The 15,829-nt window shown below is 73.6% G+C and carries 14 protein-coding genes; 6 read left to right on the top strand and 8 right to left on the bottom strand.

The window, feature by feature from the left end:
* Positions 1-175 precede the first annotated feature (175 nt).
* Genes FSYMDG_RS13965 through FSYMDG_RS13935 form a run of 8 tightly spaced genes read right to left on the bottom strand, consistent with a single transcriptional unit; the run spans position 176 to position 9,443 of the window.
* Complete coding sequence (locus tag FSYMDG_RS13965) at positions 176-763, bottom strand: FHA domain-containing protein (RefSeq protein ID WP_013874072.1); 588 nt, start codon at positions 761-763, stop codon at positions 176-178.
* Positions 738-935 (bottom strand): hypothetical protein, encoded by a 198-nt coding sequence (locus FSYMDG_RS26285; RefSeq protein ID WP_013874071.1) that lies wholly within the window; start codon positions 933-935, stop codon positions 738-740. Before FSYMDG_RS26285 ends, FSYMDG_RS13965 begins: the two co-directional genes overlap by 26 nt.
* On the bottom strand, positions 932-2,236 hold the full coding sequence (locus tag FSYMDG_RS13960; protein WP_013874070.1) for a VWA domain-containing protein: 1,305 nt from the start codon (positions 2,234-2,236) through the stop codon (positions 932-934). Before FSYMDG_RS13960 ends, FSYMDG_RS26285 begins: the two co-directional genes overlap by 4 nt.
* Entirely contained in the window at positions 2,217-3,353 is a 1,137-nt protein-coding gene (locus tag FSYMDG_RS13955) for a PP2C family serine/threonine-protein phosphatase (RefSeq protein ID WP_013874069.1), read from the bottom strand. Before FSYMDG_RS13955 ends, FSYMDG_RS13960 begins: the two co-directional genes overlap by 20 nt.
* A complete protein-coding gene (locus FSYMDG_RS13950; RefSeq protein ID WP_013874068.1) occupies positions 3,350-5,677 on the bottom strand; it encodes a serine/threonine-protein kinase in 2,328 nt (775 codons plus the stop codon). Before FSYMDG_RS13950 ends, FSYMDG_RS13955 begins: the two co-directional genes overlap by 4 nt.
* Positions 5,674-6,969 carry a hypothetical protein gene (locus FSYMDG_RS13945; RefSeq protein ID WP_013874067.1) on the bottom strand — a complete coding sequence of 432 codons (1,296 nt, stop codon included), beginning with the start codon at positions 6,967-6,969 and terminating at the stop codon, positions 5,674-5,676. The genes FSYMDG_RS13950 and FSYMDG_RS13945 overlap by 4 nt, the downstream gene beginning before the upstream one ends.
* A gap of 6 nt (positions 6,970-6,975) precedes the next feature.
* Positions 6,976-8,028 (bottom strand): glutamate ABC transporter substrate-binding protein, encoded by a 1,053-nt coding sequence (locus FSYMDG_RS13940; protein WP_013874066.1) that lies wholly within the window; start codon positions 8,026-8,028, stop codon positions 6,976-6,978.
* Positions 8,029-8,075: 47 nt separating this feature from the next.
* Positions 8,076-9,443, bottom strand: a complete 1,368-nt coding sequence (locus FSYMDG_RS13935; RefSeq protein ID WP_013874065.1) for a hypothetical protein — start codon at positions 9,441-9,443, stop codon at positions 8,076-8,078.
* A 212-nt stretch (positions 9,444-9,655) separates the two neighbouring features.
* Between FSYMDG_RS13935 and hisI the strand changes: the two genes are divergently transcribed.
* The 6 genes from hisI to trpA all read left to right on the top strand — a co-directional run bounded on the left by hisI (position 9,656) and on the right by trpA (position 15,815).
* On the top strand, positions 9,656-10,084 hold the full coding sequence (hisI, locus tag FSYMDG_RS13930) for a phosphoribosyl-AMP cyclohydrolase (protein WP_050803532.1): 429 nt from the start codon (positions 9,656-9,658) through the stop codon (positions 10,082-10,084).
* Positions 10,081-11,589, top strand: a complete 1,509-nt coding sequence (locus FSYMDG_RS13925; protein ID WP_013874063.1) for an anthranilate synthase component I — start codon at positions 10,081-10,083, stop codon at positions 11,587-11,589. The genes hisI and FSYMDG_RS13925 overlap by 4 nt, the downstream gene beginning before the upstream one ends.
* Entirely contained in the window at positions 11,586-12,305 is a 720-nt protein-coding gene (locus FSYMDG_RS13920) for a Trp biosynthesis-associated membrane protein (RefSeq protein WP_013874062.1), read from the top strand. Before FSYMDG_RS13925 ends, FSYMDG_RS13920 begins: the two co-directional genes overlap by 4 nt.
* Before the next feature lie 366 nt (positions 12,306-12,671).
* On the top strand, positions 12,672-13,478 hold the full coding sequence (gene trpC / locus FSYMDG_RS13915) for an indole-3-glycerol phosphate synthase TrpC (protein WP_013874061.1): 807 nt from the start codon (positions 12,672-12,674) through the stop codon (positions 13,476-13,478).
* A gap of 54 nt (positions 13,479-13,532) precedes the next feature.
* Complete coding sequence (gene trpB / locus FSYMDG_RS13910; RefSeq protein ID WP_013874060.1) at positions 13,533-14,777, top strand: tryptophan synthase subunit beta; 1,245 nt, start codon at positions 13,533-13,535, stop codon at positions 14,775-14,777.
* A 159-nt stretch (positions 14,778-14,936) separates the two neighbouring features.
* Positions 14,937-15,815 (top strand): tryptophan synthase subunit alpha, encoded by an 879-nt coding sequence (gene trpA / locus FSYMDG_RS13905; RefSeq protein ID WP_013874059.1) that lies wholly within the window; start codon positions 14,937-14,939, stop codon positions 15,813-15,815.
* The last annotated feature ends 14 nt before the right edge of the window (positions 15,816-15,829 follow it).

Raw genomic sequence — 15,829 nt, 5'->3', positions numbered from 1 at the left:
GAGAAGATCGGCGCGAGTGTGTCGCCGGGTACGCTGACGCGATCTTCACTGCTCCGGCGGTGGCCGTCGCGATGACGTGCTTTTCGTCGTCCGGGCCGTACAGGTGTGGGACGGCATCCCGTGGTTCCTCGCCACCATGTGGTTCCTCGCCACCGCTGTGACGAGGGAAGCGTGCCTATCGGCGCCGGATCGTGATGCGGGTCCACGAGCCGACGTAGATGCGTGATCCGTCATGCAGCGGGATGGCCACGCCGCGGGCCAGCGGCGCCGGTTCGTCATCGAGGTAGGTGCCGTTGGACGATCCCAGGTCGGTGACGGTCAGCATGCCGTCCGGCGGGTGGTCGAGCATCGCGTGGGTGCGCGAGACTCCTCTGTCCTCGGGCGCCACCGACAGGTCGACGTCAGGGTAGTAGCCGCGGGAACGGCTCTGCCGGCCGATGAGCGAGCGCGAGCCGCGCAGTTCGAGCACGCGGGTGACGACGGTCGCCGGAAACGACACGCCCTCCTCCGAACCGCGGTCGAAGAACGCCCAGTCCGGCGCGACCTCCGCCTCCCAGCCGCTCGGCGCGTTGCCCGGCGCCGGCAGCGACGTCACGGGGCCGCCGGTCGCCGGGCCGTCCGGCACCGGGTGAAGATCTGGCTGCTGGGGGTCTGACACCGCCACGGGTACGGCCGCGGGCGGGGCGGCCGGCGTGCCTGTGACGAAGTCGTAGCCGCAGGTCTCGCAGAAACGGTCGTCACCGTCCTGAGGGGTCGCGCACACCGGGCACGGATCCGGTCGGCTGTGCCGCCGCGTCGGCCGGTTGCGACGGTCCCGGCTCGTAGAGGACGACGCCCGGCTTTGGCGGCGGCGACTCGGCGGCGATCGGGATGCCGCACTGGTCGCACCAGTCGTGGGTCCGCGACAGGTGCCCTTCCTGACAGCGGACGCTCATCGCTTCGCCGGCACCGTCTTGGTGGACGACACGTCCAGGTCCATCTCGTCCAGCGCGTCGATGTTGCGCCTGAGGCGTACCTGCCCGGTCGCCGGGTCGTCGATGTCGACCACCCTGGCCAGACGTCTGAGCGTGCCCTCGTCGTCGGTCTCGGCGGCAAGCTGCGCCGCCCGGCCCAGTTTGGTGGCGGCGGTGGCCTCGTCGCCCCGTGTCCTCGCCTCGATGCCCTCCTGGATCACCTGCGCCAGCTCCGCCTGGCCGGTGTAGTGGGCGACCTTGCCGTTGATCCGGGTCGACAGGTCGGCGTCGTCCGTCCAGACGGCGAGGACGAGGGATTCGGACAGCCTGGTGTCGTCGGCGACGAGGGTCACCCTGGCGGCGAGCTTCCTGGTACCGACCGGGCCGGGCACGACGTCGACGCACAGGTGGTATTCGCGGGTGCCGGCGCCCCAGGCGCCGGTCGGGTAGTCGCGGATCCGCTCGTCGACGTCGCTGCCGCGGCCGGTCAGGTCGTCGACCTCGGGGTAGACCTGCCGCAGGAACCGGACGGTCGCGCCCCTGGGCGTCCACAGCCGTAACGTCACGTCGGGAACGGCACGGGCGGTGGCCGCGGCGACCACCGCCCGGAAGTCGTCCGCCATCTGTTCCGGAGTCCGCAGCAGCTCCACCGAACCGAGCAGCAGGCTCGCGATCCGACGCAGCTCGGACACCCTCCAGTCGGCGCCCACCCCTCGGCAGTCGCACTGGAACACGCCTTCGCACTGGGCGAGCGCGGCGGCGAAGACCTGCTCGCTCTCCCCGTTCTGACCGTCGGTGAGCAGGATGGCGTGCCGGGCCGCGCCGGGCCGGGTCGTCATCAGCGAGCGGGTCAGCGTCAGCCACTGACCGATGGCTGTGCCGCCGTCCGCCTGGACGCCGCGCACCGCGTCCTTCGCCGCCGACCTGGTCGCCGCCGACGCCTCGGCGAGACCGGTTCCGCTCGTCGGATAGACGACCCGGGCAGAGCTGTCACCCGACACCACCGCGAACGCCACGCCGTCGGGCAGCGTGTCGATCGCGACGGCGGCCGCCTGCCGGGCTTCGATGATCTTCTTGCCGCCCATCGATCCGGAGGAGTCTATGATGATCACTTCCGCGGTGCCGGGGCCCGCGCCGACCTGGCCCGCGCCGGTCGGGCCGCCGGGCACAGCCCCGGCCCCGGCCTCGTCCGCCACCGCGTTGACCGTCACCACCGCGTGGACATCGGTGGCGCCCTCGCTCAGGTACTCGTTCTGGCTGACGTCACTGCTGAACGTGACCATCGAAGTCTCCAGGTGTGAGGTCGTCAGGTACATCAAGGACGACGACGGTGACGTTGTCGTGTCCACCGGCACGTAGGGCGACGTCGATCAGGTGCCGGGCGACGTCGATCGGCGCCGCACCGGTGCCGGCCGAGGCCACGTGGGCGGCGAGCAGCCGCGGGTCCGAGGTGTAGTTCCACAGTCCGTCGCTGCACACCACCACCCGGCCGGGACCGGTCAGCCGCGTGGAACCGACCTGCGGGACCACGTCGCCGTCGTTGTCGTGGCCGAGCCAACGGGTGATCGTGTGCGCTTCCGGCGCCGTCTCGACAGCCTCCGCCGGGATGAGACCGGCGCGTGCGGCCTGCGCGGCGAGCGTGTCGTCGGCCGTGAGCCGCACCGGGCCGTCGGCACCGAGCAGGTACACCCGGCTGTCGCCGAGCCAGCCGACGGACAGCACGCCGTCGACGACGACCGCGGCCACGAACGTGCACGCCGGCGTGGTGTCGGGGGCGGTGATCGGCTGCTCCAGCACCGCCCGCTGGGCGGCCGCGGCGGCGGTGACCAGAGCGTCCGCGCCAACCTGCCGCGGGGCCGCGGCCAGTGGCCCGCGTCCGGCGTCGGCTGCCGCGGCCGCGGCTGCGACCAGCGACTCGACGGCGACCGTGGCCGCCGCCCGCGCCGCCGGGCCGGAGCCGGGCGCGCTCGACACACCGTCGCAGACCACGGCGACCGGCCACGGCTTCAGCGCCATGCCCATCCCGTCCTCGTTGTCCCGGTGCGCCAGACCCCGGTCGCTGACCCCCGCGATCCGGCCGAGGTCGGTTTCGACCCGGTCGGGAGGCGGTTGTCGGCCGGGCGCACCCGCCGCGCCGGGGTCCCGGTGCGTCCCGCAGGTCGTGCAGAAGCCGTCGCCGTCGAACTCGGCCGCGCCACAGCTCTGGCACGGCTCGGGGGCGCGCAGCAAGGTGCCGCACGCCTCGCAGTAGGAGTCGGTGGCGAATGCCACCGCGGCGCACCGTGGGCACCGGATCGCGCCGTCGTCCACGGTGCGGTCGTCCACGGTGTCGTCGTCGACCGGGTCCGCGGTGACCGGGCTGGCGGTCACGACGTCGTCGACGTCCGGGCGCGGATTCACGTCAGAGTCCTCGGCCGGATCCGGTTCGCCTCGTCGACGTAGAAGTAGCGGTCGTCGACGGTGGGCGCCAGCCGCGCCAGCTCCCGGTAGGCAGCCTCAAGCCCGAACCGCAGGTCCTCCCCGTGCAGCGCTCGGCCGACCACCGTCACCGTGTCGTCCGGCGCGACGGCGCCGGAGCCCACCAGGTCGACGGCGGCGGCCAGCAGGTCACGTTCCAGCGCGACGCGCCGGGCCGGGTCCAGGTCGAGCCGGCCGAGGATAGCCGACGCCTCGATCAGCCCGGCTCCGTCGGGCGAGCCGGCGGCCGTCACCGTTCCCAACAGCCGGGCAAGTCTGACCTGGGCGTCGAGGTAGGCCGCCGACGTCGGTGGCACCTGCCGGTAGGCGTCGGCGGCGCCCTGCCGGTCCCCGGCCGCCGTCCGCACCCTGGCCAGCCCGAACGCCGCGCTGGTGAACGAGTCGTCGGTGCTCGACACCACGTCGTACATCCGCTCGGCGTAGCGCGTGTCGCCGTCGACCTCGGCGGCGAGCGCCAGCGCGAGCTTGGGTGCGAGCTCGCCCGGCGCCTCGCTGTAGACGCCGTCGAACTCGGCACGCGCGGTGGCGACGTCGCCGTCGGCCAGCGCAACCAGGCCGCGGTAGTAGCCGACCCGCCAGTCCCACGGGTCCTCGTCCTCGATCGCGTCGAGCGTCCGGCGGGCCTGTTCGTACCGGCCGGCTTCGAGCTGGGCGCGGGCCAGCCGCAGCCGCACCTCGACGGTGACCGGCTGGATCGCCGCCAGCAGTTCGGCGAGGGTGGCAGGGTCGGCGTCCGGCAGCGCGGCGAGCGTGCTGGCGGCCGGATCGTCGGGGTCGACCCGCAGCGCCGGCAGCACCGAGGCGGCCGGCCCGGCTCGGCTGCCGTCCGGGTTCTCGCCGGTCGGGTGGGTGTCGCCGGTGAACCGCCGGCTCGGGGCGGGTGCCGGCGTGCCACGTTCGGCAGCCACGACCTCGCGCAGCACGCCCAGCAACTCGTCGTGCATCTCGTCGGCGCTGGCGAACCGGTCGTCCGGCGAGGACGCGGTGGCCTTCAGCAGGAAGCGGTGCAGCGAGTCGTAGCGGCGCAGCGGCGGGTGGTCGTCCGGCGGCGGTAACGAGTGCTTGTACGTGGAGGTGTTGCCACGGAAGTCCAGGATCAGCACGGCCAACGTGCGTCCCAGCGTGTACAGGTCGGAGGCGACCGACGGGAACTGGTCGCCGACCTCCGGCGCCTGGTAGCCCGGCGTGCCGTAGACGTCGCTGCTGACGTCGTCGGCCCGGCGGACCGCGCCGAGATCGATGAGCTTGAGGGTGTCCTGCCCGAGCATCACGTTGTCCGGCTTGAAGTCGCAGAACAGCAGACCGTTGCGGTGCAGGTAGGCAAACGCCGGCAGCACCGCGAGCAGGTAGGAGATCGCCTCGGCCACTGGCAGCGGGTCCGGCTGGCCGCGCGCCGCGCGGCGCCGTTTGAGCAGCTCGCGCAGTGACGTCCCGCCGACATACTCCATCACGATGTAGCCGGTCCCGGCGTGCTCGACGAACGTGTGGATCTTGACGATCGTCGGGTGGTCGACGGACGCGAGGAAGCGCCGCTCGGCGATGGCGGCGGCGCGGGCGCCGGCGTCTCCGGCGTCGAGCAGCCCCTTGAGCACGACCCGCAGGCCCTCCACGCTGTGGTCGAGGGCCAGGTAGATCCAGCCCTGGCCGCCGTGGGCGATCGCGCCCATCACCTCGTAGCGGGGGGTCCTGTCGCTGGAGCTCACCGGGGGGCCGATCCTGTCGCCAGGGCGCAACCCCGAGGCGAACGAGAACGGCTGCTGGCAGTGGGCGCAGAAGCCGGTCGTGCGGCCCGGCCGCCCCTGCCGACTGCGCCCCACCGGCTTCTCGCACCTGTGGCAGAACCGCTTGTTCTCGGGCACCACCGGGTTGGCCTGTACCAGCAGGGCCGGGTCCGGCATGGTTGTCTCGGGCACCTGCACCAGCCCGGCGCCGAGCCGGCGCACCGACGGCCTGGCCGGCTTCGAGCCCCTGGTCCGGCCGGCCCGCGAGGCGCGGGACGAGGCCAGCGACGGGGTGGAGCTCGACGACACCGGGGCCTGGGGCGACGGCTGCTGCCGCGACGACGCCGACAGGGAGGACGCCGACAGGACGGACGGCCCGGATCCTGGCGTGCCGGGCGCCGAGGCGGGGGAGGGAGCGGTCCCGCACTCGTCGCAGAACCCGTCCGGCTGGACTGTGCCGCCGCATCCCGGCTCCTGGCACCGGAGCCCGGCGGACGACGCCGTCGGGCTCGACTGCTGTCTCATCGCGTCGGCTCCTCGAGGTCGGTGTGGCCGACCAGTTTCGCGGCGTACGACATCACAAGCTCGGTGGCCGCGTCGAGATCGACCGGCGAGGTGTAGAGCGTCTCCCGCGCTCGCTGGAAGACGACATCGAGATCCGGCGCCTCCGCCACGCCGTGGCGTACCGCCTTCGCGTGCAGCGCGCGCAGCAGCCCGCGCAGCTCGCCGCGTCGGTTCAGCGGTGCGGCGTTCACCTCGGCGGCTCGCCGGGCGGTGGCCAGCGCCGAGGTGGCGACACCGCGCCAGGCGGTGAGCCCGCGGCTGGCCCGCAGCCAGTCGCCGGTGGCCTGACGGCGGTCGAGACGTTCCAGCCACGGGCGCAGGCCCCGCTGTGGGTCGTCCAGCCAGCCGTCCGCCAGCCGCAGCAGGCCGGTGTCGGTACCGGTCACCCGCGTGACGACGGTCGCCGTCGCCCGCTCGGCCGCGGCGGCAGCCGAGACGATCTCGGCGAGCAGCTCGCTGGCCGCGCGCAGCTCGTCGGGCAGCGAGTCGTGTTGCCGGCACAGTTCGTCGACGGCGTCGCGGGCCAGGCGGACCCGGTCGGCAGTCTCGGCCGGTTCGGCCGGCGTCACCGCCATCGGGTCGCTGGCGACGCTCGCCGCCAGCGACGACACGCTCGTCCTGGCGGCTGCCAGCTCGGCGACGGAGCCGGAGCCCAGCCCGATCCGCTGGAGCGCCGCCGTCAGCTCGGCGAGTTCGCGCTCGGCGGCGGCCAGCGTCGCGAGGCTGCCGGACCGGGCGGTCTCGAGCAGGTCGAGGTCGGCGTTCGCGGCGGCCACCGTCTCGGCGGTGCCGACCAGCAGCTCCTCGGGATGGATCGAGATGCCGGCCACAGCACCGACGGGGCCGCCCGCGCCCACGCCACCGCCATCGCCATCGCCATCGTCCACGCCACCGCCCGCGGCGGCTGGGTCGGCGTGTGGTGGGGGCGGTTTGCGCGGCACCGACGCCCGGTGCAGCAGGGCTTCGAGTTCCTCCGTCCTGCGCGGTCGCGGCCCGCCGGTGCGTAGCGTCCGTGCCCTGGTCAGCACCTCGGACAGCGTGGTGAACCGGTCCCATAACCAGTCCAGCCGGTCGCGCGCCCGGCCGGCGTACATCGCGGTCTGGCTGCCCGGCGCGCTCGCCGTGGCAGCCGGGGCCGGCAGCACGCGGGCAGCCCGCGCGTCCAGGTCGAGCAGCGAGCGGGCCAGCGTCGCGCTGCTCGCCTCCAACCGGGTGAGCGTGACGTCCACGGCGTCGAGCCGACCGGGTGCCACGGCAGCCTAGTTTCGGTAGACCGGGGTCGGCGGCGCCGGGACGGTGCGGTCCAGCCAGCGGTCGAAGATCTGGGCCCAGGTGCCGTCGGCGAACGCCCGCTCGAGCACACCGTTGACGAACGCGGTCAGGTCGGGGTTGTCCTTGCTCACCCCCGCGGTGATCGGCTGGTCGAACCGGTCGGCGTTGACGACGTGGGTCCGCGGGTCCTGCGCCGCCAGGCCCGCCAGCACCATCTCGTCGTTGACGATGCCCTCGACCTCGCCGTCCTGCAGCGCGATCAGACAGTCGGCGACGTTCGACACCGGGTAGGGGATCGGGTGCGACGGCTCGTTCTCGATCGCCTGCAGCGACGTGGTGCCGGACGCGGCGCACACCTTCCTGCCGCCGAGGTCCGCCAGGCTGTGGTAGTTCGAGTCGCGCGACACCAGCAGACCGGTCGCGGTCATGTAGTACACGGTGGCGAAGTCGACCTCGAGCAGCCGGTCACAGGTCGCCGTCAACGAGCCGGTGGACAGGTCGATCTCGCCCTGCGCGACCAGCGGCAGCCGTTGCGCGGCGGTGATGGCACGGAACCGCACGTGCCTCGGCGCGCCGAACAACCACCTGCCGACGAGGTTCGCGATGTCGACGTCGAAGCCCTCGAACTCGCCGGTGTCCGGGTTCACCGAGCCGAACGGCGGGGTGTCCGGACGGACGCCGACGATCAGATAGCCCCGATCGAAGATCCTACGCAGTGCCGGGGTTGTCGGGACGCTTCCCGGCGCCGGCATCGGCGACGGCGGACGCCAGGTGGCGGTCGGGTTGCCACAGCTGGCCGGCGGTGGTGCCGGCGAGGGTGGCGAAGCGGCCGGCGCACCGGGATTCGCGCCGCCGGTGGGCGCGGCGGTCGCGGCCGACGTCGCTCGGGGCGGCAACGGTCGCGCGGCGTCCGGCAGGCCCGCCCCGATGCTCCCGCAGGCGACGAGCCCGGCCAGTAATGCCCGACCCCCGCCGCTGCCGCGGTGCGCGGCCCCCTCGCCCTCGCGCGCTTCCGGCGCAAGATCACTCCCACGGGCCAATCGTAGGTTGTCGATCCTGGCGGAGTAAGCCTTGTGTCAGGTTGGTGTCACGCTCGGCGGTATTCGTTGATACGGACCTGGAATCCGGCGATGGTCAGCGCGGTGGCGCCGACCAGAACGACGGTCGCGGCGACCGCTACCGGGGCGAGGTCGTCCGAGGCGTCGGCCAGCGTGGCGGCGAACCGTCGCTCGCTCGCGGTCAGCGCGGCGTCGGCCGTCCTGTCGTACCGTCCGAACGTGGCGGTACCGTCGGTGAGCGCGAGTTTGACGGCCTGTTGGAAGCCGCCCGGTTGCGCGGCTCCCGCCCGGACCTGGACGCTGGTTTTCTGATACTGCTCCCAGGCGCCGGCCAGGCCGGCCCGCGGCTGTGCGTCCGGCCCACCCGCGGCGGCGACGGCGGGCAGCACCGGCGGGCCGAGCGCCTCGTCCGCGGTCGCGCCGCCTGACGTCGTGCCAGCCGCCGGCGCGTCGTTCAACGCCCGGCCGGACTCGTCGTAGCCCAGACGCTGAGTGACCCGCACCGCGTCCTGGTCGAACAGCGTGCCGTTACCCCGGGCGATCAGCGCCAGGCTTTCGTCGCCCCAGGCGCGAAGACCGAGGCCACGTGCCTGCGCGACGAGCGTCATCGGTTGGAAGGCGTCGTCACGCCCGTCCCGCAGCGCCGACCGTTCGGCGGCGAAGGCGCTGAGCGTGTAGCCGAGCACGCCGGCGACCAGCGCGGTCGCGGCGACCAACGGCAGGTTGAACACGCGGTTCGTGCGGCGGTACAGCAGCACCTGCACGGCGACCAGGCCCGCCAGACACGCCAGCCCGGCGAGGGCGACCAGCACCGGGTGGTACCAGGCGGTGGCCCGGTCGTAGGAGGCGTCGATCCGCCCGGCGTCGACAGCGGCCAGAGCGTCGGCCGCCGGCAGGATCGTGTACTGCATCAGCGTGGACGCCTGCCGAAGGTAGGCCGCGCCGACGACGTTGCCGAGCCGGTTGTTGGTACGGGCCCGTTCCACCAGGCCGGTGTAGGTCGGAATCTCGCGGGCGAGGGTGGTCAGCGGCTCCCGCGCCTCGAGCGGTCCGCCGGTACGGGCCAGGTCGACGACGCGGCGGGAGGCGGAGGCCACCGACTCCTCGTAGACCCGGCGCTGCGCGACGGGTTCGACTCCACCGGCCAGGAAGGCGCGGGCAACCGTGGCGTCCGCGACCGACAGATCGGCATGGATGCGTTGCGCGGCGACGAACGACGGCCCGGCGTCGTTCCTGACGGTGTCGATCGCGTCGGCGCGGGACAGCCCGGTGCCGAACGCGGTCAGCCAGAGCAGCAGCGTCGCGCCGAGCAGACCCGCCGACAGCAGACGGAGCAGGCCGGGCGTGGTGGCGGACCGCGCTCGAAGGCCGGCGACGACTCGTCTGACCGGGATCACGCAGTGATCGTAGTGTCACCGTGGCGGGTCGCGTGCCAAATTGACAACTACCGGACGGATGTTGGTACTGGACGGATGCTGGACGAACGGGTGCGTCTGGTCCGCCCGTCCCACCGAATTTGGCCAGTGTGTCACGCTGGACTGGTCGCTGCGCCGTGCTGGCGCAACGTTATCGGGTATGGCCGGGCCGTCAGGCGCGGCACAATGGGCACGTGCCCGCCCCATCTCCCCAGCTGGACCCCGCGATCGCGGACCGGCTCAAACGTGACGCCGCCGGCCTGTTCCCGGCGGTCGCCCAGCAGTACGACACCGGCGAGGTGCTGATGGTTGGCTGGATGGACGACGAGGCCCTGCGCCGGACGCTGACCACCGGACGGGCCACCTACTGGAGCCGCAGCCGCCGCGAGTACTGGGTCAAGGGGGACACCAGCGGCAACCTGCAACTGGTCCGCTCGGTGTCGCTGGACTGCGACGGGGACACCGTCCTGGTCCAGGTCGACCAGGTGGGGCCGGCCTGCCACACCGGCAGCCGGAGCTGTTTCGACGGCCGGCGGCTGCCGGTCACCGTCATCGATCCGCCACGGGCCCGCGACGCCCGGCGCGCGGACGCCGCCGAACCCGCGAGGGGAGCACAGCCGTGACCACAGGGGAGATCAGCCCCGGTCGCTCGCGGTTCCACGAGCTGGCCGCCGAATACCCGGTGGTCGCGGTGACCCGCCGCCTGCTCGCCGACGGCGAGACCCCGGTCGGGATCTACCGCAAGCTCGCCGGCGGCCCCGGAACGTTCCTGCTGGAGTCCGCCGAGAACGGCGAGGCGTGGTCGAGGTATTCGTTCGTGGGTGTCCGGGCCGCGGCCACTCTCACCGAACGTGACGGATCGGCGGTCTGGCTGGCTGGTGACCCTCCGCCGGGGCTGCCCACCGGCGGCGACCCGCTGGAGATCCTGCGGGCGGCGCAGGCGACGTTGCGCGCACCCCGGCTGCCCGACGGCCCGCCGCTGACCGGCGGGCTGGTGGGCTACCTGTCGTACGACATCATCCGACGGGTGGAACGGCTGCCCGCGACCGCCGTGGACGATCTGGGCATGGCCGAGCTGCGCATGATGCTCACGGCCGACCTGGCCGTCTTCGACCACCGGGACTGCTCCTGCCTGCTGATCGCCAACGTGTTCACCTGCGGCGGCGGCGACCTGGACGCGGCCTACGACGACGCCCTGCACCGGCTCGAGGTCATGACCGCCGGCCTGTGCAAGTCGACCGAGCCGACCGTGGCCAGCACCGGGGTGCCGGCGAAGCTGTCGATCGCGGACTTCGTCTCGGCAACCCCACCGGAGCGTTTCGAGGCGTCCGTCGAGGCCGCCATCGAGGAGATCCGGGCCGGCGAGTGCTTCCAGATCGTGGTCTCCCAGCGCTTCGAGCGGCGGACGACGGCCGCCGCCCTGGACATCTACCGGGTGCTGCGGGCGTCCAACCCGAGCCCGTACATGTACCTGCTGCGCTTCGACGACCATGATGTGATCGGCTCCTCGCCGGAGGCGCACGTGACGGTGACCGGACGCCGCGCGCTGCTGCACCCGATCGCCGGCAGCCGCCCCCGCGGCGCCACCCCGGAGGCGGACGCCGAGCTCGCCGCGCAGCTGCTCGCCGATCCCAAAGAACGGTCCGAGCACGTGATGCTCGTCGACCTGGTCCGCAACGACCTGGGCCGGGTCTGCACGCCGGGGTCGGTCCGGGTGGTCGAGTTCGCCGCCGTCGAGCGGTTCTCGCAGATCATGCACATCGTGTCCACGGTGATCGGTGAGGTCGCCGAGGACCGGTCGGCCGTGGACGTCCTCACGGCGACCTTTCCCGCCGGCACCCTCACCGGCGCGCCGAAGGTGCGCGCGATGGAGATCATCGAGAGCCTCGAGCCCACCCGCCGGGGCCTGTACGGGGGCGTGGTCGGCTACCTGGACTTCGGCGGTGACCTGGACACCGCGATCGCCATCCGCACCGCCGTGCTGCGCGACGGCGTCGCCTACGTGCAGGCCGGCGCGGGTATAGTCGCCGACTCCGTCCCCGCGGCCGAGAACGACGAGAGCCGGACCAAGGCGGCGGCGGTGCTGCGGGCGATCGAGATCGCCGAGTCGCTGCGTCCGCCGACATGACCGGGGGAGCACCACCGCGGACGCCGTCCGCGACCGCCGGTGAGCACCGTGACGACGGCACCCGTGCGGCCCACGACACCACGGCTCCCGGTGCTCCCGCGGACCATGACGCGTCCGCGGCCGGGGGTGGACGGGCCGCCGCCGGCCGGCGGCGGGAGATGGCCGTGGCGGTGGCAGCCTGCCTGCTCGGCGCCGCGGTGGTGCTGCTCACCGTCGGGGCGACCTGGGTGCGGGTGCGGGTCGCCGCCACGGTGGCGGACGAGCCGGTGGCGGCCGCGGCGCCGCTTGCCGCCAGCCTGAGCGGCTCCGAACTTGCCCCGGCCCTCGCCGGGCTGGGCCTGGTGGGACTCGCCGGGGTGGTGGCGATCGCCGCGACCAGGCGTGCCGGCCGGGTGGTCGTCGGCGTGCTCGTCCTGCTCGCCGGAGTGGCGGCTGCCGTCGTCGCCGGCCGGATCGCGGCCGATCCCCTCTCGGCGGCACGGGCCACCGCGCGGGTGCGTGACCTCGCCCCCGGCGCCACCGCCGACCTGCGGGATCTGCGGCGCACCGCCGCGCCGTGGCTGGCCGCCGCCGGCGGCGTGCTCCTCGCCGGCGGCGGGCTGCTCGTCGCGCTGCGCGGGCGCACCTGGTCGGCGCTGTCCGCCCGCTACCGAAGCCCGGCGGCCCGGCCGGTCGACGCCTGGGAGGCCATCGACCGCGGCGACGACCCGACCTGATCCCGGCCCCGGCCTGATCCCGGGTCTGGCCGACCGGGTGCGCCGTAGAGGGCGCCGCGGCGGATCGCTGGTGGGCCGGCAACCGGTCGGCGGTGGGCGGACTGCCGAGTGTCGGCTACTTTACGGTCGGCAGCATTCCCTCCAGGTAGCCAACAAACGGACAATCACGGTACGTGGGCATGGCGTCCGCGTATCCGATGTGCAAAGGTTTTTCGGCTCCCTCGTTTCACCGCCGCCGGGCCTGTGTCAACCGGTGAGCAACCGGCGGATGTGAGCACGCGAGCCCTTCGGCGGGGGGCGGATGCCTGTCGCACACGCCTGGCCTAACATCGGCGCCATGGCCGAGACAGCCACGGGCACAGATCGATGAGCGTTCTCGACGACATCCTTGACGGGGTCCGTGCGGACCTCGCCGAACGGGAGGTCGCGACCCCCCTGGCAGCGCTGAAACGACGCGTCGAGCGCGTTCCTGATCCCAGGGACGCGCTGGCGGCGCTGCGCAGCCGGGCAGTCGCGGTGATCGCCGAGGTCAAGCGCCGTTCCCCGTCCAAGGGCGAGCTCGCCACGATCGCCAACCCGGCGGAGCTGGCGGCCCAGTTCGAGACGGCGGGCGCGGCGGCGATCAGCGTCCTGACCGAGCGGCGCCGGTTCGGCGGGTCGCTGGCCGACCTGGACGCCGTGCGCGTCGCGGTGGACGTGCCCCTCCTGCGCAAGGATTTCGTGATCTCCCCTTACCAGGTCTTCGAGGCGCGGGCGCACGGTGCCGACATCGTCCTGCTGATCGTGGCGGCGTTGGAGCAGCCCCGGCTGGTCGGCCTGCTCGAACGGGTCGAGTCGCTGGGTATGACCGCCCTGGTCGAGGTGCACGACGAGCAGGAGGTCACGCGGGCGGTCGACGCGGGAGCCCGGCTGATCGGCGTCAACGCGCGTGACCTGCGGACGCTGGACGTCGACCGCGACACCTTCGCCCGGCTGGCGCCGCTGCTGCCGCCAGGGGTGCTCAAGGTCGCCGAGTCCGGCGTACGCGGGCCGCACGACCTGCTCGCCTACGCCGCGGCCGGAGCCGACGCGGTCCTGGTGGGGGAAGCCGCGGTGACCGGCACGGATCCCCGTCAGACGGTCGCGGATCTGGTCACCGCCGGTGCGCATCCAGCCACCAAGGTCGGTCGCTGACCAGTCGCTGACCACACCGCGCCTGGCGCGTCTCCGAGACGATAGGGTCACGCCGTGACCTCCGCCGTGACCTCCGCCGCCGGGCTCGCCAACGCGGATGCCGCGCCGGTGAGCCCGGTGCCCGACAGTGCCGGGCACTTCGGCCGTTTCGGCGGCCGTTTCGTCCCCGAGGCGCTGTTCACCGCGCTGGACCAGTTGACCGAGGCCTACGCGGCCGCGCGGGCCGATCCCGGTTTCACCGCCGAACTGGACGGGCTGCTCGCGACGTACGCCGGCCGGCCCACCGCGCTCACGGACGCGGCCCGGCTGACCGCGCACGTCGGCGGCGCCCGCATCCTGCTCAAGCGGGAGGACCTGGCCCACACCGGCTCCCATAAGATCAACAATGTGCTCGGCCAGTGCCTGCTCACCCGCCGGATGGGCAAGACCCGGGTGATCGCCGAGACCGGCGCCGGCCAACACGGGGTGGCCACGGCCACCGCCTGCGCGCTGCTCGGCCTGGACTGCGTGGTCTACATGGGCGAGGAGGACACCTCCCGGCAGGCGCTCAACGTCGCCCGGATGCGGCTGCTCGGCGCCGAGGTCGTCCCCGTCGCCGCGGGCAGCCGCACCCTCAAGGACGCGATCAACGAGGCCATGCGGGACTGGGTGGCCACGGTGGACACGACCCACTACTGCATCGGCTCGGTGATGGGGCCGCACCCGTTCCCGATGCTGGTCCGCGACTTCCAGCGGGTCATCGGGGTGGAGGCGCGGGCGCAGGTGCTCGAGCGCGTCGGCCGGCTGCCCGACGCGGTGGTGGCCTGCGTCGGCGGCGGCTCGAACGCGATGGGGATCTTCCATCCGTTCATCGATGACACCTCGGTCCGCCTGATCGGCGCCGAGGCCGGCGGCGACGGGCTGGCCACCGGCCGGCACGCGGCCGCGATCGCCGGTGGCGCTCCCGGCGTTCTGCACGGCATGCGCACCTTTCTTCTCCAGGACGCCGACGGGCAGACGCAGGTGTCGCACTCGATCTCGGCCGGGCTGGACTATCCGGGCATCGGCCCCGAGCACGCCTGGCTGCACGAGACGGGCCGGGCGACCTACGGGGTGGTCGACGACCAGGCCGCCATGGACGCGCTGCGCCTGGTGGCCCGGCTGGAGGGCATCCTGGTCGCGATCGAGAGCGCGCACGCGTTCGCCGCCGCGTTCGACGTCGCCCGGGATCTCGGCCCGGACGCCGTCGTCGTCGTGAACTGCTCGGGGCGGGGCGACAAGGACGTCGACACCGCGGCGAAGTGGTTCGATCTCCTCTGACGGCCAGCACCGGCGGGAACGCTGTCACCGACGAAAAACGCCATCACTGGCGGGGGAGAACACCGCCAGCGACCGGAAGCATGCCGAACCAGCTCCGCGCGGCGGGCGTCAGGCACGGCCTGGCCGCCGCCGCCGGAACGGATCACGGAACGGATCAGGGTGCGAAGTCTTTCGGATGAACGGAGTCTCGCCGGCGAGCCCAGCGAGCAGAGCCGGCTGAGCCAGGTCTTTGCCAGGGCGCGCGCTGACGGGCGGGCGGTGCTGGTCGGCTACCTGCCGGCGGGCTTCCCCTCGGTGGCCGGCGGGATCGCGGCGGTGCGGGCCCTTGCCGAGGCCGGGGCGGACGTCGTCGAGGTCGGCCTGCCCTACTCGGATCCGACCATGGACGGCCCGGTGATCCAGGCCGCGTCGGACGCGGCCCTGCGCCGCGGGGTCACCACCGCCGACGTCCTGCGCACGGTGGAGGCGGTGGCCGTCACCGGCGTGCCGGCGCTGGTGATGACCTACTGGAACCCGATCGAGCGCTACGGGGTCGACGCGTTCGCGCGTGATCTCGCGGCCGCGGGCGGGGCCGGCGCGATCACCCCGGACCTGCCGCCCGAGGAGGCCGGCCCGTGGCTTGCGGCCACCGCCGACGCCGGGCTCGACTCCGTCTTCCTGGTCGCGCCGAGCTCGACCGACGCCCGGCTGGCGCGGGTCGCCACGGTCAGCAAGGGCTTCATCTACGCGGCGTCCCTGATGGGAGTGACCGGGACCAGGGAGCGGGTCGGCGCGCAGGCGGCCGACCTGACCCGCCGGCTCCGGGCCGTCACCGACACGCCGGTCGCCGTCGGGCTCGGTGTGAGCACACCCGAACAGGCGGCCGAGGTCGCCGGCTTCGCCGACGGTGTGATCGTCGGATCGGCCCTGGTCAAGGCGCTGCTGGAGGCCGAACGTGCCGGGGCGGATCCGGGGGAGGCGGAGGTGGCGCTGCGGGGGATCGTGACCGGGCTCGCCACCGGGGTACGCCGCCCCGAGCCGTCCGTGCCACGGGGGTGATCCCCGGCGGTTTC

This window comes from Candidatus Protofrankia datiscae, assembly GCF_000177615.2.
Taxonomy (GTDB): Bacteria; Actinomycetota; Actinomycetes; order Frankiales; family Frankiaceae; genus Protofrankia; species Protofrankia coriariae.
This window is presented reverse-complemented; position numbering and strand designations above follow the sequence as displayed.